Below are 24,177 nucleotides of genomic sequence, written 5' to 3'. Positions count from 1 at the left end.
GTTCATTTTGCGTTAACCCGGACCGGGTGATTATGGGCGGGTGAGCACCCCTCGCGAGCCCGCCAACCGACCGCCCTCCGCCGCCGAGCCGGCCGCAGCCCGCAACGGCACCCGCTCCCGGGGCGCCGACGGCCGCTTCCGCCCCACCGGGTCGGCCGAGACCGCCCGGACGGACGACGCCGGCCCGGACGCGGCGACCGCCTCCGCCGGCCTGGAGGAGGTGCTGGACCCGGTCACCGGGCCGTCCCCCGCCGCCCCGGCGGCCCCCGGCGCCGACGACGAGCCGCCCGCCGTGGCGCCGCTGCCCGAGGACCGCTTCCTCAACCGGGAGCTCTCCTGGCTCGACTTCAACGCCCGGGTGCTGGCGCTCGCCGAGGACCCGCGCACGCCGCTGCTGGAGCGGGCCAAGTTCCTGGCCATCTTCGCCAGCAACCTGGACGAGTTCTACATGGTGCGGGTGGCCGGACTGAAGCGGCGGCTCCAGGCCGGCCTGCCCGTGCGCGGCGGCGACCGGATGCCGCTGCGCACCCAGCTGGAGCTGGTCGCCGAGAAGGCCGCCACACTGGTCACCCGGCACTCGGCCTGCTTCACCGACGACGTCCTGCCGAAGCTGGCCGCCGAGGACATCCGCATCCTGCGCTGGGCGGACCTCGACGACCCCGAACGGGAGCGGCTGCGCGCGTACTTCCGGGAGCAGATCTTCCCGGTGCTGACCCCGCTGGCGGTCGACCCGGCGCACCCGTTCCCGTACATCTCGGGGCGGTCGCTCAACCTGGCCGTGACGGTGCGCGACCCGGACGGCGGCTCCGAGCTGTTCGCCCGGGTGAAGGTGCCGAACAACGTGCCCCGCTTCGTCCGGGTGCACCGGGACCTGCCGGGCGTGCGGATGCTGCCGGTGGAGGACCTGATCTCGGTGCACCTGGGGCAGCTCTTCTCCGGCATGCAGGTGGTCGAGTGCCACCTGTTCCGGGTCACCCGCAACGCCGAGGTGGAGGTCGACGAGGACCGCGACGAGGACCTGCTCCAGGCCCTGGAACGGGAGCTGGCCCGGCGCCGGTTCGGCCCGCCCGTCCGGCTGGAGGTGGACGCCTCGATCTCCGACCACATGCTGGAGCTGCTCGTCCGCGAACTGGACATGCACGACCAGGAGGTGCTGCGGGTGCCCGGCCTGCTGGACCTCTCCGCACTGTGGCAGCTCTACAACGAGGCCGACCGGCCGGACCTGAAGGACCCCCCGTTCGTGCCGGCCACCCATCCCCGGCTCACCGAGGGCGAGGTGCCGCGCAGCGTCTTCGCCACCCTGCGCGACGGCGACATCCTGGTGCACCACCCGTACCACTCGTTCGCCACCAGCGTGCAGCGCTTCATCGAGCAGGCCGCTGCCGACCCCGACGTGCTGGCCATCAAGCAGACCCTCTACCGCACCAGCGGCGACTCGCCGATCGTCGACGCGCTGGTCGACGCGGCGGCCGCCGGCAAGCAGGTGGTGGTGCTGGTCGAGCTGAAGGCGCGCTTCGACGAGGTGGCCAACATCGGCTGGGCGCGCACCCTGGAGCGGGCCGGCTGCCACGTCGTCTACGGCCTGGTGGGCCTGAAGACGCACTGCAAGACCGCCCTGGTGGTACGCCAGGAGGGCAACCAGATCCGCCGCTACTGCCACATCGGCACCGGCAACTACCACCCGAAGACCGCCCGGCTCTACGAGGACTTCGGCATGCTCACCGCCGACCCGGAGATCGGCGCCGACCTGACCGACCTGTTCAACGTCCTCACCGGCTACAGCCGGCAGACCGCGTACCGGCGGCTGCTGGTCGCCCCGCAGGGCATCCGCAGCGGGCTGATCGAGCGCGTCGAGCGGGAGATCTCGCACGTGCGGCTCGGCATGCCCGGGCTCGTGCAGATCAAGGTGAACTCGCTGGTCGACGAGGAGATCACCGACGCCCTCTACCGGGCCTCCCGGGCCGGCGTGCACGTCGACCTGGTCATCCGGGGCATGTGCACGCTGCGGCCGGGGGTGCCGGGCCTGTCGGAGAACATCCGGGTCCGCTCCATCCTGGGCCGGTTCCTGGAGCACTCCCGGATCTTCCGGTTCGGCAACAACGGCGACGCCGAGTTCTGGATGGGCTCGGCCGACCTGATGCACCGCAACCTGGACCGCCGCGTCGAGGCGCTGGTGCAGGTCAGCGACCCGGTCGCCCGGGCCGAGCTGGACCACGTCATGGCCGCCGCGATGAGCCCGGACGTGGAGGCGTTCGAGCTGGCGGCGGACGGCACCTGGAGCCGGCGTACCGGCACGGCCGAGGAGCCGCTGGTGCACCTGCAGGAACTGCTGCTGCGTCGCGTCGGTGGCACGGCGGGCTGACCGGCGCGCGCATAGGCTGACCGGATGTTGGATGAGCGGGACGCGGCCGGCCCGGGTCGGAGCTGGGCGGCCGACGTCCCCGACGGGACGACGCCGATCCGGGCGGCCGGCGGCGTCGTGTGGCGCCCCGCCGACGACGCCGGCCCCACCGTCATGGGCCCGGACGCGCGGCGCGCCGGGGTGCTGGTGTGCCTGGTGCACCGGCCCCGCTACGGCGACTGGTCGCTGCCGAAGGGCAAGTTGGAGCCGGACGAGCACCCCCTGCTCGCCGCCGTACGCGAGGTGGCCGAGGAGGCCGACGTCCGGGCGGTGCCGCAGCTGCGGCTGCCCAGCGTGCGCTACCGCAGCGAGGGCCGGCCGAAGCTGGTCGACTACTGGTCGATGCGGGCGGTGGCCGACGGCGGCTTCCAGCCGGGCACGGAGGTCGACGAGGTGCGCTGGCTCGACGTCGACGCGGCCGTGCGGCTGGTCAGCTACCCGCACGACGCGGAGGTGCTGGCCGCGTTCGCGGCCCTGCCGGCGGTGACCGGGACGATCGCGCTCGTCCGGCACGGGCACGCCGGCAAGCGGGGCACCTGGTCCGGCCCGGACAGCGGCCGGCCGCTCGACGCCCGGGGCTGGGCGCAGGCGCAGGCGCTGGCCCCGCTGGTGGCGCTGGTCCGCCCGGCGCGGCTGCTGTCGGCCTCGGCCCGCCGCTGCGTGCAGACCCTCGACCCGGCGGCGGCGCTGCTCGACCTGCCGATCGAGGTGAGCGGCGACCTGGACGAGCCGCGGCCGGGCCAGCAGCCCGACGAGTGCGCACTGGCCGTCGCCGCCCGCCTGGCCGAGCTGGCGGCCTCCGGCGAGCAGGCGGGGGTGTGCAGCCAGGGCAAGGTGATTCCGGCCGCCCTGGAGCGGCTCAGCGGGCGGGCGGGCGACTTCACCACGCCGAAGGGCGGCGGCTGGCTGCTCGCCTTCGCCGGGGACCGCCTGCTCGCCACCGACCGCCTCTGACCGGCCGCCCCATCCGACCGCCTCTGACCGGCCGCCCCATCCGGCCGCCTCTGACCGGCCGGCCGAGCCGGTGCGGTGCGGGCGCCCGCGCCCCGGCCGACGCGCCCCGGCGGCGGGTCAGGCCGGTGGCAGGGCCAGGGTCACGGCGACCGGCAGGTGGTCGCTGGCCGTGCCGGGCGGGGCCACCGGATCGCCGGCCCCCAGGTCGGGCGTCACGAAGACGTGGTCGATCTGCTGGCGCGGGTCGTCCGCCGGGCTGGTCGGCAGCGGGCGGGCCGCGGCCAGCGCGTCGACCAGCCCGGCCCGGGTGAACTCGGCGAACGCCGGATCGCCCGGCTCGGTGTTCAGGTCACCGGCGACCACCAGCGGGCGGCCGGCCGCGTACCGGAGGGCGAAGTCGGCGACCGCGCGGGCCTGGACCACCGGGCCCTGGCCGGGCGGCGGTTGCAGGTGGGTGGCGACCACCGCGAGGCGGACGCCGTCGCCGAGGTCGACCGTGACCCCGAGGGCCTGCGCGCCGGTGGGCGCGCCGACCGCCGGCAGCGGCCGGGTCCGGGCTCCGTCCAGGGGCCAGCGGCTCAGCACGGCGTCGCCCCAGAGCGGGTCGGCGGCCGGCGCGAAGACGTACGGCATGTCCAGCCGCTCCGCCAGCAGGTCGAGCGTGTCGTGGCCGCCGTTGAGCAGCCAGCCCCGGTCCACCTCGCTGAGCGCCACGACGTCGGCCCCGGCGACGGCCCGCGCCAACGCGTCCGGGTCGAAGCGGCCGTCCGCCCCGAACCCCATCCGGACGTTGTACGCCGCCACCCGCACCGTGTCGGGCGGCCCGTCTCGGTTGCTCGCGGAGAGCAGCTCGTCGCTGGCGATCGCGGCGACCAGCGCCAGCGCGGTGGCCGCGGCTGCGGTCCGCACCGGCGGCAGCGGCGACGGCACCGGCCCCACCGCGGGCCGGGCGGCCAGGGCGACCGCGGCGACCAGCACCGCCACGGCCACGGGCACCCCGGCGTTGGGGTGGCCCAGGTCGTACGCCGCGTAGTAGAGCACCGCCACGACGGCGAAGAGCAGCATCCCGGCGACCGCCGCGTACGCGCGCCGGCCCGCCGCCCGGCCCGGATCGGCGGTGCCGCCGTCGACCACGGCGAGCCCGGCGGCGTCGGTCTCCTCGGTGGAGCCGGCGGCGGGGGTGTCCCGTTCTTCGGCCGCGCCGGCGGACGCCAGGCAGCCGCCGAGCCCCACCGCGGCGAGCAGGACGGCCGGCAGCAGCAGCTCCCCGCGCTCGAGGGCGAAGAGGACGGCCCCGGCCACCAGGGCCGCCGGGGCGAGCCACCGCCACGCCCCCTGGCGCGGTGACGCCAGCGCGGCGAGCAGGAATCCGCCGACCGCCACGGCGATCGGGGCGGGGCCGAGGAGCGGCACGGTGGCGACCCCCACCTCGTCGCCGGGATGCGACCGCAGCAGCCCGAACTGGTACGTCGTCGCCGTCCGGGCGACCGCCGGGGAGAGCGCCACCATACCGGCGAGCAGCAGCGCCGGGCCGGCCAGCAGCCAGCTCCGTACGCCGCCCGGGCCGGCCGGCGGCGCGGGCCGCGCCTGCCCCGCCAGGAAGAGTCCGCCGACCAGGCCGGCGGCGAGCCACGACTGCCAGCTCCCGAGGAAGCCCAGGCGGTACGTGTCCAGCGCGGTGTGCAGGATCGCCCCGAGGGCCAGCCCGAGCGCCAGGCCGGGCACCGGCCGGTCGGTGGCGGCGGCGACACCGGCGAGCCAGACCAGCCCGGCGAGCAGCCCGGCCGCGGCGAGCCAGAGCTGGAGCCGCCCGCCCGGTTGGCCGGTGACGGCGAGCCGGGCGGCGACCAGCAGGACGGCGGCGACGAGCGTGACCGGGCGGGCGCCGACCCTGCGGACCAGCGCGGGCGCGGCCAGTGCGAGCACGAACCAGCCGAGCGCGAACGCTCCCAGCAGCTCGGCCGGGGTCGACGCGGCCTGCCCGAAGATGGTGATGACCGCCGGCAGGAAGACACGCAGCACGTCGACCAGCAGCACGACGCCCAGGGCGAGGGTGAGGGTGGTGCGGTGGCGGTAGCGCACGGGGCTGCCTTTCGCCGACCGGAAGGGGTGCGGCGATTCTGCGTGCGGCGCACCGCCCCGGTCAACGCCCCGTCGACAGGAGCGTGGACGCGGCGAGGGCGCCCACCGTGCCGGTGGACGCCCTCGTACCGCTGGACATCAGCGCTTGGCCGCGGCCTTCTTCGCCGGGGCCTTCTTCGCCGGGGCCTTCTTGGCCGCCGTCGTCTTCTTGGCTGCGGTCGTCTTCTTCGCCGCGGTCGTCTTCGCCGCGGTCGTCTTCGCCGCGGCGGTCTTCTTCGCCGGGGCGGCCTTGGCGGTCGTGGTCTTCTTCGCCGCGGTCGTCTTGGCCGCCTTCGCCGCCGGGGCCTTCTTGGCCGCGGTCGTCTTCTTCGCCGCGGTGGTCTTCGCCGCGGTGGTCTTCTTCGCCGCAGCCGTGGTGGCCTTGGCGCCGGTCGCCTTGGCGCCCGCCGCCTTGGCACCCGTCGCCTTGGCGCCAGTGGTCTTGGCGGCGGCCGTGGCGGTCTTCTTCGCCGCCGCCGTGGCCTTCGGCACCTTGCCGCTGGCCACCATCTCCTTGAACCCGGCGCCCGGGCGGAAGGTCGGGACGGATGTCTTCTTGACCTTCACCGCCTCGCCGGTCCGCGGGTTGCGCGCTGTTCGGGCGCCCCGGACGCGCTTTTCGAACGCTCCGAATCCGGTGATCGCCACCTTCTCGCCCTTGGTGACCGCCGCCTGGACCTCAGCGAGGACCGCGTCTAGCGCGGCCGTCGCCGTCTTCCGGTCCCCCAGGCGAACGGCGAGCGCCTCGATGAGCTCGGCCTTGTTCACGACTTCCTCCCGATTGTGCAACTGACTCGACGCGAGCCATTCTGCGCGCACGGTATGCCCTGTGCTGCCGGGACACAAACATTCGGTGGAAAAAAGCCCTTGTGTCGTAACGGATTCGCCCCCACCGGTCAGACCGGCGGGGGCGGAAACCGCTGCGGGATCGGGCGTACGGCTATGCGACCGAGGGCAGGAACGGCGGCCGGGTGGCCTCGAAGGCACTGATCTCGGCCTCGTGCCGGAGGGTGAGTCCAATGTCGTCCAAGCCCTCCAGCAGCCGCCAGCGGCTGAAGTCGTCGAGCGGGAACGACCAGGTGGCCTCACCGACCCGGACCTGCCGGGCGGTCAGGTCGACGGTGACCGGGGTGGTCGGGTCGGCCTCGACGAGATCCCAGATCTCTTCGACCGCTTTCAATTCCAACTCGACCGGGAGCAACCCCTCCTTGAGCGCGTTGCCCCGGAAGATGTCGCCGAAGCGGGGGGAGATCACGGCACGGAAGCCCCAGTCGCGCAGGGCCCAGACGGCGTGCTCCCGGGAGGAGCCGGTGCCGAACTCCGGACCGGTCACGAGAATCGACGAACCGGAATACGCTGCATCGTTGAGCACGAATTCGGGGTCCTCGCGCCAGGCGCTGAACAAGCCGTCCGCGAAACCGGTCCGGGTCACCCGCTTGAGGTACACGGCGGGGATGATCTGGTCGGTGTCCACGTTGGAACGGCGCAGCGGCACGGCCGTGCCGGTGTGGGTGGTGAACCTTTCCATCTGCGGTGTGCCCTTCTACAGGTCGGCGGGAGCGGCCAGCCGGCCCGCCACGGCGGTGGCGGCGGCGACCGGCGGGGAGACCAGGTGGGTGCGTCCGCCCCGGCCCTGGCGGCCCTCGAAGTTGCGGTTGGAGGTGGACGCGGAGCGCTGGCCCGGGGAGAGCGTGTCCGGGTTCATGCCCAGGCACATCGAGCAGCCGGCGAAGCGCCACTCGGCCCCGGCGTCGGTGAAGACCTTGTCCAGCCCCTCCGCCTCGGCCGCCTCGCGGACGGCGGCGGAGCCGGGCACGACGAGCATCCGCACCCCGTCGGCGACCCGGTGCCCGCGCAGCACGTCGGCGGCGGCCCGGAGGTCCTCCAGCCGGCCGTTGGTGCAGGAGCCGACGAAGACCACGTCGACCGCGAGGTCGCGCAGCGGGGTTCCGGGGCGCAGGTCCATGTACTCCAGGGCGCGGCGCGCGGCGGTCCGCTCGGCGTCGGTGGCGAACTCCTCCGGGTCCGGCACCGCCGCGCCCAGCGGCGCGCCCTGACCCGGGTTGGTGCCCCAGGTGACGAACGGGGTGACCGCGCCGGCGTCGAGGGTCACCTCGGCGTCGAAGGTCGCGCCCTCGTCGGTGGGCAGGCTCCGCCAGTAGGCGACCGCCGCGTCCCAGTCGGCGCCCTGCGGGGCGTTCGGCCGCCCCTTCAGGTACGCGAACGTGGTCTCGTCGGGCGCGATCATGCCGGCCTTGGCGCCCCACTCGATCGACATGTTGGCGATGGTCATCCGCCCCTCCATGGACAGCGACCGGATCGCCTCGCCGCGGTACTCGACGATGTGGCCGCGACCGCCGCCGGTGCCGACCTGGGCGATCAGCGCGAGCACCAGGTCCTTGGCGGTGACCCCGGGGGCGAGCTGCCCCGTGACGTTCACCGCCATGGTCTTCGGCCGGCTCTGCGGCAGCGTCTGGGTGGCCAGCACGTGCTCGACCTCGCTCGTGCCGATGCCGAACGCGAGTGCCCCGAACGCGCCGTGGGTGGCGGTGTGCGAATCGCCACACACGATGGTCATGCCGGGCTGGGTGACGCCGAGCTGCGGGCCGATGACGTGCACGATGCCCTGGTTGGCGTCGCCCAGCGGGTGCAGCCGCACGCCGAACTCGGCGCAGTTGCGGCGCAGCGTCTCGATCTGCGTACGCGAGGTGGGGTCGGCGATGGTGAGCAGGTCGCCACGCCGTTCCCGGAACGACGGGTCGGCGTACCCGGTCGGGGTGTTGTGGTCCTCTGTCGCGAGCGTGAGGTCGGTGCGGCGCACCCGGCGGCCGGCGAGGCGCAGCCCGTCGAAGGCCTGCGGGCTGGTCACCTCGTGCAGCAGGTGCAGGTCGATGAAGAGCAGGTCGGGCTCGCCCTCGGCGGACCGTACGACGTGCGCGTCCCAGACCTTCTCGGCCAGGGTCCTCGGCTCGGTAGTAGTGACTCCCACCATCTGGACATCCTAAATTCTGGGAGGTAAATTTCGGCTTGTGGGACACAGTATGAGCGGTGTCGGCGTTCTCGACAAGGCGGTGGTCATTCTGGCCGCCTGCGTCGACGGCGCCAGCCTGGCCGAACTCGTTGAACGCACCAAGCTGCCCCGGGCGACCGCGCACCGGCTGGCGCAGGCGCTGGAGATCCACCGGATGCTCGTCCGGGACACCCAGGGCCGCTGGCGCCCCGGCCCGCGCCTGGGTGAGCTCGCCAACGCCGCGCCGGACGTGCTCCTGACGGCGGCGGAGCCGCTGCTGGCCGCCCTGCGCGACGCCACCGGCGAGAGCGCGCAGCTCTACCTGCGCCGCGCCGACGAGCGGATCTGCGTGGCCGCCGCCGAGCGGGCCAGCGGCCTGCGGGACACCGTGCCGGTCGGCTCGGTGCTGCCGATGACGGCCGGCTCGGCGGCCCAGATCCTGCTCGCGTGGGAGCCGCCGGAGGCGGTGATGCCGCTGCTGCCCCGGTCGAAGTTCACCGGCCGCACCCTCGCCGAGGTACGCCGCCGTGGCTGGGCGCAGAGCGTCGCCGAGCGGGAGGCCGGTGTGGCGAGCATCTCAGCGCCGATCCGCGACCGCACCGGCCGGGTCATCGCCGCGATCAGCGTCTCCGGCCCGATCGAGCGCCTCGGCCGCCGCCCCGGCGAACGCCACGCCATGGCCGTCGTCCGGGCCGGTCAACGCCTCTCCGGCCTCTGACCCACCCCGCCGGCGGCCTTCCGGGGCCAGATCCGGAAGGCGGGCGGGCCGCCGGGAGCCGGGCGGTGCCGAGAGCCCGAGCGGGCCGCCAGGGGCCGGGGGCGGGAGCCGGAGGCCGGGGCGGGAGGCCGGGGCCGGGAGCCGGACCGGCTGGGGAGCGGGTGGGGGGCCTGGAACAGCGAAATGGTCCGCCTCGCCGGAGCGAGGCGGACCATTCGTGTTGTAGCCCCGACCGGATTCGAACCGGCGCTACCGCCTTGAGAGGGCGGCGTCCTGGGCCGCTAGACGACGGGGCCAAGACTTTCCCTGCTTCCACCGCCCTCACGAGCGGTGCCGCTGTAGTCTAGCGGCGTCCCCTGAGGGAGCCGGCACCGGGTCGGGCGGGCGCGCGGGCCTCCGTGACGCCAGGCGCCGGCACGCGATCGCCGCAGGGAACCGGCACCCGCGACCGCCGCAGGGAGCCGGCACCACAGGAGGCCGGGCGGGTGGCACCGGACCGGGCTGGGAATGCGAAACGGCCCGCCTCACCAGAGCGAGACGGGCCGATCATGCTGTAGCCCCGACCGGATTCGAACCGGCGCTACCGCCTTGAGAGGGCGGCGTCCTGGGCCGCTAGACGACGGGGCCAGAACTTCCTTGCCGCACCGCTCTCCCGAGCGGCGCTGTTGGACTCTATCAGAGAGAACCTCCGACCCCCTGACGGGAACCGGAGCTGCTCTCCACCGAGATCCAGCGCCCGAGGCTCTCTCGAACCTCGGCTGCGCTGGGGTACCAGGACTCGAACCTAGACTAACTGAACCAGAATCAGTCGGGCTGCCAATTACCCCATACCCCATTGGCCCCTTGCGGCGCCGGGAACAAACTTTACCCTCCCGGTGCCGACAGGCCAAATCGAGCCCCCGGAACCGCCTCTGAGCTGCGAAAACCGGGCCTCGACCCGGATCAGGCGACGGGCACCACCGGATTGGTCAGCTCCCCGATCCCCTCGATCCGCACGGTGACCGTATCCCCGTCCGTGAGCGGGCTAACCCCCGCCGGCGTGCCCGTGAGCACCACGTCGCCGGGGAGCAGCGTCATCACGTGCGAGACGTACGACACCAGGGCCGGCACGTCGAAGACCATGTCCCGCGTACGGCCGAGCTGGCGGACCTCCATCTCCTCGGGATTGCGACCCACCTCACACCGGACCTCCAGGTCCCGCACGTCGAGCCCGGTCGTGATCCACGGCCCGATCGGGCAGAACGAGTCGAAGCCCTTGGCGCGGGTCCACTGGCCGTCGGAGCGCTGGAGATCCCGGGCCGTGACGTCGTTGGCGCAGGTGTAGCCGAAGATGGCCCGCTCCGCGGCGGCCCGGTCGGCGCGCCGGGCGCCCGGCGCGCCGATCACCACCGCCAACTCCGCCTCGTGCTCGACCTGCTTGGAGAAGATCGGCAGCCGGATCGCGTCGCGGGGCCCGATCACCGACGTGGACGGCTTGAGGAACAGCAGCGGCTCCTTCGGCACCTCGGTGCCGTGTTCGGCGGCGTGCTCGGCGTAGTTGCGCCCGACGCAGACGACCTTGCTGGGCAGGATCGGCGAGAGCAGCCGGACGTCGGAGAGCGCCCAGCGGGCGCCGGAGAACTGGATCTGGCCGAACGGGTGGCCCTCGATCTCGGCGACGGTCAGGCCCTGCGGGCCCGCCTCCGGCTCGCCCTCGACGACCCCGAACGACATTCCCTTGGCATGAGCAAAACGAGCGATACGCACCAGGCCAATCTAGTCCCGGACGACTCGCACCCCGGCCCAGGCCACGCCCCGTCCAGGCGGATCCCGGCCGGCGGACGGCAGCGCGGCGTCGCCCCGCCCGGCCCGCGGCACCGTAGGCGCGCCGTCCGGCAGTCGCACCCTGGCACCGACCCGGCCCGCGCAACCCCGGGCGCGCCGCCCGGCCGCGCACCCTACGCCACGTCCCGCGTCCCGGGGCGGACTTCGCGACTTCGTACCCGCCCGGCGTCGCCCCGCCCCTAGCGTCGGCTCCGGAGGTTCGTTCGTATGCCTGCATCGACACGACACCACAGGGCCCTCGCAGTGTTCGTCCACTGCCTCGGCATCCTCGCCGCCGTGCCGGCACTGCCCACGGCGGCACCACCCGCGGCGGCCGCGCAGCCACCACCGGCGGCGGCCGCGCCGACCCCGGCGCCGGCGATGCCGTCGGTGCCACCGGCGGTGCCCACCCCGACCCGGGCCGCCCCGCCGCTGCCGAAGCCGCCGGTCACGGTGGCGGTGGCGCCGGAGAGCACGCCGGCGCCGCGCTACCGGATCCAGGTCCGCAACGCCGGCAACACGCCGCTGGACACCACCGTGCGGCAGGAGCTGCCGCCCGGCGCCTCGGCGACCGCCATCACCACCGGCGGCCGGGCCACCCGCACCGCCGGCCAGTCGGCCACCGCGGTGACCTGGCAGCTCAAGCTGCCGGCCCGGAGCACCACCACCCTGGGCACGACGCTGACCACCGCCGCCCCGGACCGGCCGCTGACCGCGCCGGCCTGCGCCTTCGCCCGCGACGGCAGCCGGCCGTACGACTGCGCGACGGCGACCTGGAACGCGGCCGCGCCGGCGGCGGCGAAGGAGACCCGGGAGACGCCGGTGTGGCGTCGGACGCCCGTGCTGCTGGCCGGGCTGGCCACGGTGGCGGTGCTCGCGCTCGGCGGGATCTGGACGTGGCGGCGGCGCCGCCGGCCCGTCGCCGCGGCCCTCTCGGCCGGCGGGCGGGGGACCGTCTACCCGCGGCCCGCCACGCCCCGGCCGGCGCAGACCCGCCGCACGCCGTCCGGCTGGCTGATCGTGCCGGTGGCCGCCGCGGTGCTGGCCGGCACGGTGGGCACCGCCGCCTGGACGGCCACCCGGGAGGTCGCGGCCATCGACACCGACAGCCAGCCGACCAGCGGCGCGTGGATCGGCCGGGGCACCAACGGCGCGATCGGCGAGCCGCTGCGCGAGTCGGCGTTCGAGTTCACCGTCTTCCGGGTCGCGTGCGAGCCGGGCCGCGGCGCGCGGCAGTGCCAGGCCACGGTCGGGGTGCGCAACCTCACCCCGGAGAAGCAGAGCTGGCACGGCCGCCTGCAACGGGCGTACCTGCCGGACGGCAACTTCGTCAGCACCGACGAGCAGGCCACCCGGGCCGCCAACCAGGGCCGGGACGTCTTCGCCCAGCCGCTGGCGGGCGGCAGCCGGACGGTGCTGCCGCTGGTCTTCACGGTCGACGGGCAGGCGCCGCCGCAGCAGTTGGAGCTGCGCAGCGGGGTGTTCTCCGCCGGGGTCCGGGTGGACGTGCCCTGACCGGCGGCGGGGCGGCGGTCGTACCCTTGGCTCCGTGACCGCCGCCCTCGCCCCGACCGCCGTGCTCGACGCGGCGCGCTGGCGGGCCCGGCGCCGGGCGCACGAGGAGCGGGTCGACGCCTGGCTCGCCCCGCATCTGGCACGCCGCCGCGGGGGCGGGAAGCACCCGGTGGAGGACTTCCTCTTCACCTACTACTCGCACCGCCCGGCCCAGTTGCGCCGGTGGCACCCGGGGGCCGGGGTGGCGCTGCGGGACGCGGACCCGGCCGAGTTCGGCCGGGACTACCGCGCCACCGCCGCCGGGGTCACCCTCGACACCGAGGGGGTACGCGCGCGGCGCGCCGAGTCGGTCGAGTGGATCCGGGCGCTACTGGTGGCGACCGCCGGCCGGCCGGCGCACCTCGGCTGTTTCGGGATGCACGAGTGGGCCATGCACGAAGCGGACAACAAGGGTCCGTACAGTTGACCAGCATCCCCGCCGCAAGCTGGCTTCCCCTCTTGGAAGCTCACGAGAAGCGCGCCGACTCCCTTACCGCAGGCCACCGCGCCCGCAAGGCCACGAGGGAACGCCACGCGATCGATGACTTCTTGTACGACTACTACGGCACCCGGCCCTCCGTTCTCCGACGGTGGCACCCCGGCGTGGGCATCTCCTTGGAACCGGGACCGCACGGCTCTGCCCCACACCAGCAGTGGCGTTGGTATGCCACGGACGCGGACGGGATCGTGAGCTTCGACATCGCAGCGTTCCTCGCCGACCGGGCTGAGTCGGTGCGCTTCATTCATCGACTGTTGTCCGCCATCTCGTCACGACCAGCCTTCACTGGCTGCTTCGGCCTGCATGAGTGGGCGATGGTGTATCGCCAACGTGAGCATCGGCATCCGCTCCCCTTGCGACTTGGGCAAGAGGGAACTGACGCGGTAGTCGAGTCTCACCAGATCCGCTGCACGCACTTCGATGCGTTCCGGTTCTTCACCCCTGACGCGGTCAGCCTCAACCGGCTCCAACCAACGAGGGAGAGCCAGGTAGAGCTTGACCAGCCGGGCTGCTTGCATGCCTCGATGGACTGCCACAAGTGGGCAACCAAGCTGGGCCCTGCGGTTCCGGGGGATCTGGCGCTCGACTGCTTCGAGTTGGCGAGGGACATCCGGCTGCTCGACATCCAGGCGTCCCCGTACGACTTCTCCTCCTACGGAGAACCGGCGGTGGCCATCGAGACACCCGAGGGCAAGGCCGAGTACGTCGCTCGTCAACGCGAGTTCTCGCAGCGCGCGGGCCGACTACGCGCCCGGTTGATCGATGTGTGTGCGGCGCTGCTTGAGGGAGCGGAGTCACCGGCAAGGGTGGAGGCATGACCCCCAAGCGTCCGCGCCACAGGATCGCTGCGCTCCCTGGTGTTCATGTCGGCGGAGAACCCGAAGATCAGGAGCCCGAAGATGGGCCCCTTCGGGGCCCTCTCCCCGGTTCGGTTCCTTCCCCGGGTCAGATGCTCGCAACCTTCGCGGGGTCTCCCGCCCTGAACAACACATCGACATGCCGCTCATCGGTGCGGCGGACGCCACGCCCCTTCTGGCGGAGACGGCAGCTCACGACAACCGCGAGGATCAGGGACCGCCTGCGGTCTACATCCAACCCATCCCAGTGACGGCGTACCTGCTCGTCCGTCATCCCGGCGACGCCCTTGACGGCGCTGTCACTCCCCAACTGGGATAGCTGATCCTCCAACTCATCCACCCGGCTGCGCATGGTCTGGGATGCAGTCAGAAACTGCGATCGAGTAACGAGCCCAGCGGCATAGTCGGTGGCCAGATCATCGAGCCGTGACCGCAGGCTCCCCAGCGACCTCTACAAGTGGGCGTACAAGCTGTCGCCACTCGTGCCCGCCGAACTCGTCGCGGACTGCTTCGAGCTGGCCAGGGAGATCCGCACCCTGGACATGCGCGCTTCCCCGTACGACCTGTCCGACCTGGGCTACCCACCGGTGCGGGTGGAGACCCCGGAGGGGCGGGCCGAGTACGCCGCCGCGCAGCGGGGGTTCGCCGACCGGGCCGCCGTGCTGCGAGCCCGACTGCTCGACGCCCTGCCGGCGTAGATCCGCCGGTCGACGCCCTGCCGGCGTAGATCCGCCGGTAGCGGCCCGCCGGCCCGTCGGCCGCCCCTGCCCGTCGGTCGCCGCAGTCGCCCGTCAGTCGCCGTCGACGCGGCGGTCGCGCTTGCGCTGCGACTGGCGCTTCTTCTCGGCCAGCCGGCGCTCCTTGGCGCCGCGCGAGGGCCGGGTCGGCCGCCGGGGCGGGGGTGGCGGGGCCGCCGCCTCGCGCAGCAGCGCGGCCAGCCGTTCCCGGGCCGCCTCCCGGTTGGCCAACTGCGCCCGGTGTTCACTGGCGGTGACGGTCAGCACGCCGTCGACGAGCCGACCGGCGAGCCGGTCCAGCGCCCGCGCCCGCAGCGGTTCGGGCACCCCGGGCGAGGCGCCCAGGTCGTAGCTCAGCTCGACCCGGGAGTCGGTGGTGTTGACGCCCTGGCCGCCGGGGCCGGACGAGCGGGAGAAGCGTTCCCGCAGCTCAGCGGCGGGGACGACCCACCGGTCGGTCACCCGCAGTCCGTCGTCCACACCCCGAGGCTAACGCCCCGGCCGGATGCTCGGGGTGGCGGACGGGCTCGGGGTCGGGCCGGGTGGCGCGGGCTCGGCGTCGGAGTCGACGGCGGCGTACGCGACCGCCCCGACGAGCAGCAGGGCGATCACCCCGATCTTCGTGGTGACCACCTTGATCAGCAGCCACGCGGTGCGCCGGGCACCGGGCACGGTCTTCTTGACGGTCTGGTAGTCGGCCCACCCGCGTCGCGCCCGGGCGTACGCCGACCCGACACCGGTTCCGATGATCAGGCCCACCAGCAGGAGGGCCACGATGACAGGACGCTCCACCCACGCCAGTATCCACACTCAGCGTAATATTTCCATTGTCCGATCATTCCGCGCCGGGTATCCGACAGTTCTCACGTTCCCACGCCGTCTCCGGCGGGCATGAGGGCAGCTCAGCCGCCCTTTCCGATGATCGTGTCGGCGGTCTTCTGCACCTGTTCGATGGGGATGGCGAAGCCGATCCCGATGGAGCCGTTGCCGTCGATGGTGGCGATCGCGGTGTTCACCCCCACCACCTCGCCGCGCGCGTTGACCAGCGGGCCGCCCGAGTTGCCCGGGTTGATCGAGGCGTCGGTCTGCACCGCGGTGTGCCGGTTGTCGCCGAGGCGCACCTCCCGGTCCAGGGCGCTCACGATGCCGGCGGTGACGGTGCCCGCGAGCCCCAGCGGCGAGCCGACCGCCAGCACCGGCTCGCCGACCCGGGTCGACCCCGGCTTGGCCAGCGGCAGCGCCGCCAGGCCGGCCGACGGGGGCACCCGGAGCACCGCCAGGTCGCTGCGCGGCTCCCGGCCGACCACCTCGGCGGCGAACCGCCGCCCGTCCGGCAGCTCCACCGTCACCGAGCCGCCACCCCCCTTCGCCAGGATGTGGTCGTTGGTGATGATGTGCTGCTGGTCGTCGACGGCGAAGCCGGAGCCGGTCGCCGAGGCCCCGCCGCCGCCCCCCACGAGCACCGAGACGACCCCCGGCACGGTCTTCTCGGCCGCGGTCACCAGCTCCGCCGGGACCGCGGCCGCCGTGGCCGCCGCCGGGCCGGGCGCGCCGTCCCGGCTGGCCACCACGCCGCCGGCCACCGCGCCGGAGGCGGTGGACAGGGCCACCACCGCCAGCCCGGCCAGCAGCCGCCCGTGCCGGCGCCGTCCGGCCGGGCCACGGTCCGACCCGGGCCCGTCCCACCGGGACCGCCCGTCCGGGTCCAGCTCCGGCGAGATGAACCAGGGGCCGCGCGGCTCGCCCAACCCGGTCTGCACTGCCATGCGTACGCTCCTCACGTGTTCTTCTCGACGATGGCCGTACGGGGTCAGGGCAGCCGGGAGAACCAGCGCATCGAGCCGGCTGCGGCGCCCATCGCGAACACCAGTCCCAGGCCGATGAAGCGGGCCGAGACGTCCTGCCGTTCGGTGCGGTAGCCCACCGAGGTGCCGATGTCGTCGTAGACGGCGCGCAGTTCGTCGCTGGTGTGGGCCTCGTGGAACCCGCCCCCGGTCTCCTCGGCGACCGCGCGCAGGGTCTGCCCGTCCACCGGCACCTGGATCGGCCGGCCGCCCCGGTCCACGGTGCCGCCGGGGGTGCCGAACGAGATGGTGTGCACCGGCACCTTCATGGTCACCGCGTCGGCCGCCGCCTCCATCGGGTCCATGCCGGAGGTGTTCGCGCCGTCGGAGAGCAGGATGATCCGGGCCGGCGGTGGGTCCTTGGCCGCCTGGCTGTCGAAGCCCTTCACCGCGCCGAGCGAGGTGCTGATGGCCTCGCCGATGGCCGTGCCCTGCACCCCGGTGGCCCCCTCGACCAGCCGCTCGACCCCCTCGTGCAACGCCTCCCGGTCGGTGCTCGGCGGCACCAGCACCGCCGCGCTGCCCGCGAAGGCGACCAACCCGACGTTGAACTCGTCGGGCAGGCTGTCGACGAAGCGCCGGGCGGACTCCTTGGCGGCGCTGAGCCGGTCGGGTTCCACGTCGCCGGCGAGCATCGAGGTCGAGACGTCCACGGCCACCATCACCGTCGCCCGCTCGCGGGGGACCCGCACCTCCGCCGTCGGCCGGGCGAAGCCGACCACCAGCAGCGCCAGCATGGCGAGGAAGAGCCCGGCCGGCAGGTGCCGCCGCCAGGTCGGCCGCTGCGGCGCGACCCGGTCGAGCAGCCGCAGGTTGGTGAAGCGGACGGCGTACCGGCTGCGCCGGCGCTGCGCCAGCAGGTAGCCGACGGCCAGGGCGAGCACCCCGAGCAGCAGCCAGAGCCGGACGGGCGACTGCCAGATCACGCCGCACCTCCCCGGGCTGCGCCGGCCGGGGCCGCCGCGAGCCGCCGCTGGGCGTGCACGTGGCGCACGATGTCCGCGCTCCAGTCGCGGTCGGTGCGCAGCGGCAGGTGGGTCGCCCCGCTGCGGCGCAGCGCCTGGCCCACCTGGTCGCGCTGGGCGGCGGCGGCGACCGCGTACCGCTCGCGCAGGCGGGGGTCGCCGGTCCACACCTCCCGCGTCCGGCCGGTCTCCGGGTCGGCCAGGGTGATCAGGCCGACGTCCGGCAGTTCCAGTTCGCGCGGGTCGGTGACCTGCACGGCGAGCACCTGGTGCCGCACGGCGAGCCGGCGCAGGGGTGCCTCCCAGGCCGGCGCGTGCCGGGGGTCGTCGGGCAGGCCGTCGAGGAAGTCCGAGACCACCACCACGAGGCCGCGCCGCAGCGCCACCCGGTGCACGGCGGCCAGCCCGTCGGCCAGGTCGGGGCCGCCGGGCGGCGGGCGGCGCTCGTCGTACGCGCTGGTGCGCGGCGCGGTCAACAGGGCCCGCAGCAGCCCGAGCAGGTGGGTACGCCCGCTGCGGGGCGGGAAGCGACGCAGCCCGGCCGGGCCGAGCACCTGCGCGCCGAGCCGGTTGCCGACCCCGGCGGTGAGAAAGCCGACCGCCGCCACGGCCGCCACGGCCAGTTCGCGTTTGTCCAGCTCGGCGGTGCCGTACTCCATGCTGGGGCTCGCGTCCACCAGCAGCCAGGTGGTCAGCTCCCGGTCGGCGTCGACCTCGCGGACGTGCGGGACTGTGGTCCGGGCGGTCACCGCCCAGTCCATCCGGCGCACCTCGTCCTCACCGGGGCGGTACTCCCGGCTGCCTGCCGGCTCGCTGCCCGGCCCGGGGAGCAGGCCGCGGTACCGGCCGTGCAGCAGGCCGTCGAGCCGCCGGGTGACGGTCAGTTCCAGCCGGCGCAGCCGCCGGTCCGGGGCGAGGTCGGCCAGCCCCGGGTCGGCCGGCACGGGCGCCGGCGAGGTGGCCCCGCGCCACCTCATGCCGCCGCCAGGTCGGTCGCGAACTCGGGGTGGCCGGTGGCGACGCGGGGCGGCGGCACCGCCTCGACCAGCCGGCGCACCAGCGACTCGGCGGACACCCCGTCGGCGACCGCGTCGAAGGAGAGCACCAGCCGGTGGGCCAGCACGTCGACGGCCAGCTCGCGGATGTCCTCGGGCAGCACGTACTCCCGGCCGCGCAGCAGCGCCTGGGCCCGGGCGGCGGCGACCAGCCCGAGCGTGGCCCGCGGGCTCGCCCCGTACGCGAGCAGCGGGGCGATCTCCGGCAGGCCGAACCGGCCGGGGTCGCGGGTGGCGAGGATGAGCCGGACGACGTACTCGGCGAGGGCGTGGTGCACGAAGACGTGGGTGGCGCGGGCCTGGAGGTCGCGCAGCCGCTGCGGGTCGAGCACCCGCCGGGCGGTGGGCCGGTCGGCGCTCATCCGGTAGAGGATGGCCAGCTCGTCGGCGTCGCTCGGGTAGTCGACCACGATCTTCATCAGGAACCGGTCGCGCTGCGCCTCCGGCAGTTGGTAGACCCCCTCGGACTCGATCGGGTTCTGGGTGGCCAGCACCAGGAACGGGTCGGGCACGGGGTAGCTGCGCCCGCCGATGGAGACCTGGCGCTCCGCCATCGCCTCCAGCAACGCGGACTGCACCTTGGCGGGGGCACGGTTGATCTCGTCGGCGAGCACCAGGTTGGCCATGACGGGGCCCAGCTCGATGTCGAAGGTCTCCTTCGACGCCCGGTAGATCCGGGTGCCGACGATGTCCGACGGGACGAGGTCGGGGGTGAACTGGATCCGGGAGAAGGTGCCGCCGACCACGGTGGCGAGGGTCTGCGCGGCGAGGGTCTTGGCCACCCCGGGCACGCCCTCCAGGAGGCAGTGCCCGTCGGCGACGAGGGCGGTGAGCAGGCGCTCGACGAGCCGATCCTGCCCGACGATCACGCGTTTGACCTCGAAGAGGGTCTGTTCCAGCTCGGCCGAACTCGCGTCGGGATCGGCCGGGCTGGGCACGCTGGCCAGGGTGTCCGAGATGTCCGTCACGGTGCTTGCTTCCCGTGGCGGCCCTCGGACAAACGTCGGATTATCAGCGCCGGGGCAGTCCTTACCGGCCCGAACCGGGACGAGCCTCCCGGGCCGGCAGCGACGACGCGGCCGGCCACACACCGGCGGGGGGGCGCCCGCGTGCCCGACTCGCCCGCCGGTGGCCCACCGCGTGGCGCCGGCCCCCACGGGCGGTGGGGGCCGGCGGGTCAGCGGGTGCGTCAGTTGGTGATGGTCAGGTGGAAGGGCCGGTCGGACGGGCTGCCGGACGAGTTGCGGGTCTGGACGAAGACCGCGTTCGGCGTCTGGAGCCGCGGCGCCACCGAGATCTCCCCGCCCGGCGGCACGTTGTACGGGTCGGTGGTGCCGATGGTGGCGTGGAAGCCCTTCAGGGTGACGTTGTAGTTGAACAGGACCTGGTACTGCCCGGGGCCGTACCTGGTGGCGGAGACCGCCTCGGGCGAGCCGCGGAGCAGCGTGCCACCGCTGCTGACGACGGCGAAGGAGATGGTGCCCGGCGCGGTCGCCTGCGTGGACGGCCCCTGCGCCAGCGCGGCCTTGGCCTTGCGGGCCTCGGCGGGGGTGACCGCCGGCTGGCTGCCGTCGCCCGGCTGACGGAGGGACGGCTGGGCGACCTCGGCGGGCGCCTTCGCCGCCGGCTGGGCGACGGCGATGCCGCCCCCGGCCAGGGTGAGCGCCAGGGCGGCGAAGGCCACCGCCACCGCCTTGCGTCGGAAGAGTGTGGTCATGACAGGGTCTCCCTTTTGTTGACCGTGCGAATTCGACCGTTCCCGCGCTGTCACGGGACGGCAGATTTCCATTCTTGGGCCGGGAAAATGAGCGACAACCGCCGGAAGCCCGCACTTCAGGCCGCACCCTAGATGTTGTCGCCTCAACGATTTTCACCGGCCCTGAGCAGGCATTACTACTCAGAGTTTCGACGTCTCAACCCACTGGAACGTAGCACCACAAAAAGCCGGACGTCAATAGTTGATCACGCTTCATCAAAACGGTCGACAGTCGCCGACAATTTGTGAAAAGCGAATGCCACGGCATTCACGAATGCGCGCGGCGGAGGCGACGGGGCCGCGGCGCGCGGGGGGCCGGGCTACTCTCCAGCCATGATCACGCCAGGCGCGCCCATGATCGCCAAGGCCCGGCCATGACCACCGGGGCGGCGGAACGGACGACGGGCAGCCGGGCGGGACGATCGGGCACCGCGCTCTGCTGGGCGGCCGTCGCGCCCGGGGTCGCCTGGGCAGCCCTGCGGCTGGCCGGCCTCGACCACGGGCCGCTGGTCCAACTGCTGGCCTTCACCCCGTACGTGGCCGCCGGGAGCCTGCTGCCGCTGGTGCTCGCGCTCGCCCTGCGGTGCCGGTGGCCCGCGGTGGTCGCGGCGGTGGTCACGACGGCGCTGGTGGCCGTGGTCGCGCCCCGGGCCCTGCCCGCCGGGCAGCCCTCGGCCGCGGGGCCGACGGTGCGGGTGCTGACCGCCAACCTGCTCGCCGGGGCCGCCGACGCGCGGGCGCTGGTCGACCTGGTCGAGCGGCACCGCGTCGACGTGCTCACCGTGCAGGAGTTCACCCCCGGGGCCGGAGCGGAGCTGGACCGACTCGGCCTGGACCGGCTGCTCCCCCACCGGCACCTCGACCCGCAGCCGGGCACGGTCGGCTCCGGGCTCTACGCCCGGTTCCCGGTCGACGAGGGCGGCGTCCGACGCAATCGCGGCGGTTGGGGCTTCGACCAGGCATACGGCACGGTGACGGTGCCCGGGGCGCCGCCGGTGCGGGTCGAGTCGGCGCACCCGGCGGCGCCGTACGCGGTGGACCAGGTCGGCCACTGGCGCACCGACCTGGCCGCGCAGCCGCCCGCGACGCCGGACGGGCCGCTGCGGATCCTGGCCGGCGACTTCAACGCCACCCTCGACCACGCCCCGCTGCGCGCCCTGCTGGCCACCGGCTACGTCGACGCCGCCGACGAGGTCGGCGCCGGTCTCACCGGCACCTGGGGCCCCTACGACGGCGACCCGATCCCACCGGTGACCATCGACCACGTGCTGGTCGACCGCCGGATAGCCGTACGGGCGGTGGCCGTGCACCGGGTGCCGGGCAGCGACCACCGCGCCGTCCTGGCCGAGTTGCGCCTGCCGGCCGGCTGACCCGCCGGGCCGGCTGCGGTGGCCGGCGCCCACGCGGTGGCTGGGCCGCCTCAGACCCGGGCGCGGTCGAGGCCGTAGGTGAGGGCGTCGACGAGGGCGTGCCAGCTCGCCTCGACGACGTTGGGGTGCACGCCGACCGTGGTCCAGTCGCGGCCGTTGCGGTCGGCGGTCTCCAGCAGCACCCGCGTCACCGCTCCGGTGCCGCTGCTGCCCTCCAGGATCCGCACCTTGAAGTCGGCCAGCTCGAAGTCGCGCAGCTGCGGGTAGTGCCGGGCCAACCCGGCCCGCAGCGCCTCGTCCAGGGCGTTGACCGGGCCGTTCCCCTCCGCGGTGGCGATCACCCGCTCCCCGCGTACGCGGATCTTGACGGTCGCCTCGGAGACCACCGCGCCGTCCTCCCGGTGCTCGACCAGCACCCGGTACGACTCCAGCGTGAACGGCCTCGGCGGCGCGGTGTCCAGCTCGGCGCGGACCAGCAGCTCGAACGAGGCGTCGGCGGCCTCGAACGACCAGCCGTCGGCCTCCAGCTCCTTGACCCGCCCGGTCACCCGGGACAGCGCCTCCGGATGGCCGGCCAGGTCCAGGCCCAGCTCGCGGCTCTTGAGCTCGACGCTGGCCCGGCCGGCCATCTCGGTGACGAGGATCCGCATGTCGTTGCCCACCACCTGTGGGTCCACGTGGTTGTAGAGCAGCGGATCCACCTTGATCGCGCTCGCGTGCAGCCCCGCCTTGTGGGCGAAGGCCGCGGCCCCGACGTATGCCTGGTGGGTGTCGGGGGCGATGTTGGCGATCTCGGCGATGGCGTGGGAGACCCGCACCATCTGCCCCAGGCAGCCGTCCGGTAGGACGGGCAGCCCGAGCTTGAGCTGGAGGTTGGCGACCACGGCGAAGATGTCGGCGTTGCCGGGGCGTTCGCCGTAGCCGTTCGCGGTGCCCTGGAAGTGCCGCACCCCCGCCTCGACGGCGGCGATCGTGTTCGCCACGGCGCAGGCCGTGTCGTTCTGGCAGTGGATGCCGAGCAGCTCCGGGCTCACGCCCAGCCGGGCGGTCAGGTCGGCGATGGCGGCGCTCACCTGGGAGGGCAGCATGCCGCCGTTGGTGTCGCAGAGCACGAACCGCTCGGCGCCGGCGGCGAGTGCGGTCTCCACCACGGAGGCCGTGTACGCCGGGTCGGACCGGTAGCCGTCGAAGAAGTGCTCGCCGTCGACGAAGACCCGGCGACCCTCCGCCACCAGGTGCGCCACGGTGTCGTGGACCATCGCCAGGTTCTCCCCGGCGGTGGTGCGCAGCGCCCGCTCGACGTGCCGCAGGTCGGCCTTGGCGACCAGGGCGACCGCCGGGGTCTGCGCGTCGAGCAGACCCCGCACCTGCGGGTCGTCGGCGACCTGCACGCCGGCCCGGCGGGTGGCCCCGAACGCCACCAGCAGCGCGTGTCTCAGGTCCAGCTCGCTGCGCGCCCGGCGGAAGAACTCCGTGTCCTTCGGCACCGCGCCCGGCCAGCCGCCCTCGATGAAGCCGACCCCGAACTCGTCGAGCAGCCGGGCCACCGCGAGCTTGTCGACCACCGAATAGCTGAGCCCCTCGCGCTGGGCACCGTCGCGCAGCGTCGTGTCGTACACCTGGAAGGTCATCAGGGATCCTTTCGAGAGCAACAAAAAGACCCCCCGCGGATGCGGGAGGTCTGCGCGCTCGGCGGAGGGGAGGCCGGCGCGCTAGGTGCGAATAATCAGGTGGGTGCTGGTCACGATCGCCACTCTGCCACTCGAGCACTGGTTTTGGGAGGCATAGTCCACATGACGGGACGGTGACGGAGGGTCGCGACACCCCGGCCGGCGCAAGCACGCGGGCGGAACCGGAAGCTGGTGATCCACTTCACAAGCAACCCGGCCGCCGCCAGGCGGAAACAGCGCTGAGGAAGAATCTGGAACCGATCCAGTTTTACCGGCCTCGTGCCACTGTCAAGGAGGACCTGTGCTCACTGTCGGTGACCGCTTCCCCGAGTACGAACTCACCGCCTGCGTGTCGCTGGACGCCGAGAAGGCGTTCGAGACGATCAACCACAAGTCCCACGAGGGCAAGTGGCGGGTCGTCTTCTTCTGGCCGAAGGACTTCACCTTCGTCTGCCCGACGGAGATCGCCGAGTTCGGGCGGCTGAACGACGAGTTCGCCGACCGGGACGCCCAGGTCCTCGGCGTGTCGGTCGACAACGAGTTCGTCCACTACGCGTGGCGCAAGGACCACCCGGACCTGCGCGAGCTGCCGTTCCCGATGCTCAGCGACATCAAGCGCGAGCTGACCGCCGCCTGCGGCGTGCTCGGCGAGGACGGCGTGGCCCAGCGGGCGACCTTCATCGTCGACCCGAACAACGAGATCCAGTTCGTCATGGTGACCGCCGGTTCGGTCGGCCGGAACGTCTCCGAGGTGCTGCGGGTGCTCGACGCCCTGCAGACCGACGAGCTCTGCCCGTGCAACTGGAACAAGGGCGGCGAGACCCTGGACGCCACCAAGCTGCTCGCCGGCGCCGGGGCCTGAC

Annotated in this window: 21 protein-coding genes, 3 tRNA genes and 2 pseudogenes; 9 read left to right on the top strand and 17 right to left on the bottom strand. The window is 73.9% G+C overall.

Translation table 11 applies throughout. The features are described 5' to 3' along the window. Positions 1-40 precede the first annotated feature (40 nt). Together ACZ6Q9_RS07300 and ACZ6Q9_RS07295 are read left to right on the top strand one after the other, a co-directional pair. A complete protein-coding gene (locus tag ACZ6Q9_RS07300) occupies positions 41-2,362 on the top strand; it encodes an RNA degradosome polyphosphate kinase (protein ID WP_393451607.1) in 2,322 nt (773 codons plus the stop codon). Positions 2,363-2,386: 24 nt separating this feature from the next. Continuing rightward, positions 2,387-3,355, top strand: coding sequence for an NUDIX hydrolase (locus tag ACZ6Q9_RS07295; RefSeq protein ID WP_393451604.1), 969 nt, complete (start codon positions 2,387-2,389; stop codon positions 3,353-3,355). A gap of 117 nt (positions 3,356-3,472) precedes the next feature. Here ACZ6Q9_RS07295 and ACZ6Q9_RS07290 read toward each other — a convergent pair whose 3' ends face one another. From ACZ6Q9_RS07290 to leuC, 4 genes are all read right to left on the bottom strand, one after another. After that, positions 3,473-5,437, bottom strand: coding sequence for an endonuclease/exonuclease/phosphatase family protein (locus ACZ6Q9_RS07290; protein WP_393451601.1), 1,965 nt, complete (start codon positions 5,435-5,437; stop codon positions 3,473-3,475). A gap of 138 nt (positions 5,438-5,575) precedes the next feature. Beyond that, complete coding sequence (locus tag ACZ6Q9_RS07285) at positions 5,576-6,244, bottom strand: HU family DNA-binding protein (RefSeq protein WP_393451598.1); 669 nt, start codon at positions 6,242-6,244, stop codon at positions 5,576-5,578. 172 nt (positions 6,245-6,416) lie between these two features. Next, entirely contained in the window at positions 6,417-7,004 is a 588-nt protein-coding gene (leuD, locus tag ACZ6Q9_RS07280) for a 3-isopropylmalate dehydratase small subunit (protein ID WP_393266827.1), read from the bottom strand. Positions 7,005-7,019: 15 nt separating this feature from the next. Then, entirely contained in the window at positions 7,020-8,468 is a 1,449-nt protein-coding gene (gene leuC / locus ACZ6Q9_RS07275; RefSeq protein ID WP_396828351.1) for a 3-isopropylmalate dehydratase large subunit, read from the bottom strand. Positions 8,469-8,517: 49 nt separating this feature from the next. On the opposite strand from leuC, the gene ACZ6Q9_RS07270 reads away from it, so the two are divergent. After that, positions 8,518-9,204 carry an IclR family transcriptional regulator gene (locus ACZ6Q9_RS07270; RefSeq protein WP_350684716.1) on the top strand — a complete coding sequence of 229 codons (687 nt, stop codon included), beginning with the start codon at positions 8,518-8,520 and terminating at the stop codon, positions 9,202-9,204. A 223-nt stretch (positions 9,205-9,427) separates the two neighbouring features. Here the strand turns inward: ACZ6Q9_RS07270 and ACZ6Q9_RS07265 are convergent. The 4 genes from ACZ6Q9_RS07265 to ACZ6Q9_RS07250 form a co-directional block, all read right to left on the bottom strand. Further along, positions 9,428-9,500, bottom strand: a tRNA-Glu gene (locus ACZ6Q9_RS07265). A gap of 258 nt (positions 9,501-9,758) precedes the next feature. Next, positions 9,759-9,831, bottom strand: a tRNA-Glu gene (locus ACZ6Q9_RS07260). Between the two features lie 136 nt (positions 9,832-9,967). Continuing rightward, positions 9,968-10,039: transfer RNA gene (locus ACZ6Q9_RS07255), tRNA-Gln, on the bottom strand. A gap of 107 nt (positions 10,040-10,146) precedes the next feature. After that, positions 10,147-10,950, bottom strand: a complete 804-nt coding sequence (locus ACZ6Q9_RS07250; protein ID WP_393266832.1) for a fumarylacetoacetate hydrolase family protein — start codon at positions 10,948-10,950, stop codon at positions 10,147-10,149. A gap of 285 nt (positions 10,951-11,235) precedes the next feature. Between ACZ6Q9_RS07250 and ACZ6Q9_RS07245 the strand changes: the two genes are divergently transcribed. The 3 genes and pseudogenes from ACZ6Q9_RS07245 to ACZ6Q9_RS07235 all read left to right on the top strand — a co-directional run bounded on the left by ACZ6Q9_RS07245 (position 11,236) and on the right by ACZ6Q9_RS07235 (position 13,878). Continuing rightward, positions 11,236-12,522, top strand: a complete 1,287-nt coding sequence (locus tag ACZ6Q9_RS07245) for a hypothetical protein (RefSeq protein WP_393266833.1) — start codon at positions 11,236-11,238, stop codon at positions 12,520-12,522. Positions 12,523-12,556: 34 nt separating this feature from the next. After that, positions 12,557-12,955, top strand: a pseudogene (locus ACZ6Q9_RS07240) (3-methyladenine DNA glycosylase); the annotation flags it as partial. Beyond that, entirely contained in the window at positions 12,946-13,878 is a 933-nt protein-coding gene (locus ACZ6Q9_RS07235) for a 3-methyladenine DNA glycosylase (protein ID WP_396828354.1), read from the top strand. The pseudogene ACZ6Q9_RS07240 and the gene ACZ6Q9_RS07235, both read left to right, overlap by 10 nt. 127 nt (positions 13,879-14,005) lie before the next feature. Here ACZ6Q9_RS07235 and ACZ6Q9_RS07230 read toward each other — a convergent pair whose 3' ends face one another. Then, a complete protein-coding gene (locus ACZ6Q9_RS07230) occupies positions 14,006-14,257 on the bottom strand; it encodes a hypothetical protein (protein ID WP_396828356.1) in 252 nt (83 codons plus the stop codon). Between the two features lie 106 nt (positions 14,258-14,363). Between ACZ6Q9_RS07230 and ACZ6Q9_RS07225 the strand changes: the two are divergent. After that, positions 14,364-14,615: pseudogene (locus ACZ6Q9_RS07225) on the top strand (3-methyladenine DNA glycosylase); the annotation flags it as partial. A 93-nt stretch (positions 14,616-14,708) separates the two neighbouring features. On the opposite strand, the gene arfB reads toward ACZ6Q9_RS07225, so the two are convergent. From arfB to ACZ6Q9_RS07190, 7 genes are all read right to left on the bottom strand, one after another. After that, entirely contained in the window at positions 14,709-15,134 is a 426-nt protein-coding gene (gene arfB / locus ACZ6Q9_RS07220; RefSeq protein ID WP_357695345.1) for an alternative ribosome rescue aminoacyl-tRNA hydrolase ArfB, read from the bottom strand. A 9-nt stretch (positions 15,135-15,143) separates the two neighbouring features. Next, the gene (locus ACZ6Q9_RS07215; RefSeq protein ID WP_393266839.1) at positions 15,144-15,446 is read right to left on the bottom strand and encodes a hypothetical protein; all 303 of its coding nucleotides are present in this window, start codon (positions 15,444-15,446) and stop codon (positions 15,144-15,146) included. A 110-nt stretch (positions 15,447-15,556) separates the two neighbouring features. Beyond that, positions 15,557-16,420 (bottom strand): S1C family serine protease, encoded by an 864-nt coding sequence (locus ACZ6Q9_RS07210; protein ID WP_396828358.1) that lies wholly within the window; start codon positions 16,418-16,420, stop codon positions 15,557-15,559. A 44-nt stretch (positions 16,421-16,464) separates the two neighbouring features. Then, complete coding sequence (locus ACZ6Q9_RS07205; protein ID WP_357453523.1) at positions 16,465-17,424, bottom strand: VWA domain-containing protein; 960 nt, start codon at positions 17,422-17,424, stop codon at positions 16,465-16,467. Then, positions 17,421-18,407: a DUF58 domain-containing protein gene (locus tag ACZ6Q9_RS07200; RefSeq protein WP_396828435.1), complete on the bottom strand. Its 987-nt coding sequence runs from the start codon at positions 18,405-18,407 to the stop codon at positions 17,421-17,423. The genes ACZ6Q9_RS07205 and ACZ6Q9_RS07200 overlap by 4 nt, the downstream gene beginning before the upstream one ends. 29 nt (positions 18,408-18,436) lie before the next feature. Beyond that, on the bottom strand, positions 18,437-19,486 hold the full coding sequence (locus ACZ6Q9_RS07195; protein ID WP_357695351.1) for an AAA family ATPase: 1,050 nt from the start codon (positions 19,484-19,486) through the stop codon (positions 18,437-18,439). Between the two features lie 221 nt (positions 19,487-19,707). Continuing rightward, complete coding sequence (locus ACZ6Q9_RS07190) at positions 19,708-20,235, bottom strand: hypothetical protein (protein WP_396828360.1); 528 nt, start codon at positions 20,233-20,235, stop codon at positions 19,708-19,710. Positions 20,236-20,648: 413 nt separating this feature from the next. Here ACZ6Q9_RS07190 and ACZ6Q9_RS07185 point away from each other — a divergent pair, with 413 nt between their 5' ends. Beyond that, the gene (locus ACZ6Q9_RS07185) at positions 20,649-21,644 is read left to right on the top strand and encodes an endonuclease/exonuclease/phosphatase family protein (protein ID WP_393266846.1); all 996 of its coding nucleotides are present in this window, start codon (positions 20,649-20,651) and stop codon (positions 21,642-21,644) included. Positions 21,645-21,694: 50 nt separating this feature from the next. On the opposite strand, the gene cimA is transcribed toward ACZ6Q9_RS07185, so the two are convergent. Then, the gene (cimA, locus tag ACZ6Q9_RS07180; RefSeq protein WP_393266849.1) at positions 21,695-23,275 is read right to left on the bottom strand and encodes a citramalate synthase; all 1,581 of its coding nucleotides are present in this window, start codon (positions 23,273-23,275) and stop codon (positions 21,695-21,697) included. 340 nt (positions 23,276-23,615) lie between these two features. Between cimA and ACZ6Q9_RS07175 the strand changes: the two genes are divergently transcribed. Next, a complete protein-coding gene (locus ACZ6Q9_RS07175) occupies positions 23,616-24,176 on the top strand; it encodes a peroxiredoxin (protein WP_350704756.1) in 561 nt (186 codons plus the stop codon). The last annotated feature ends 1 nt before the right edge of the window (position 24,177 follow it).

This window comes from Micromonospora sp. NPDC049139 (genome assembly GCF_055586845.1).
The sequence above is the reverse complement of the archived record's forward strand: the minus strand, read 5'-3'. Positions and strand labels throughout refer to the sequence as shown.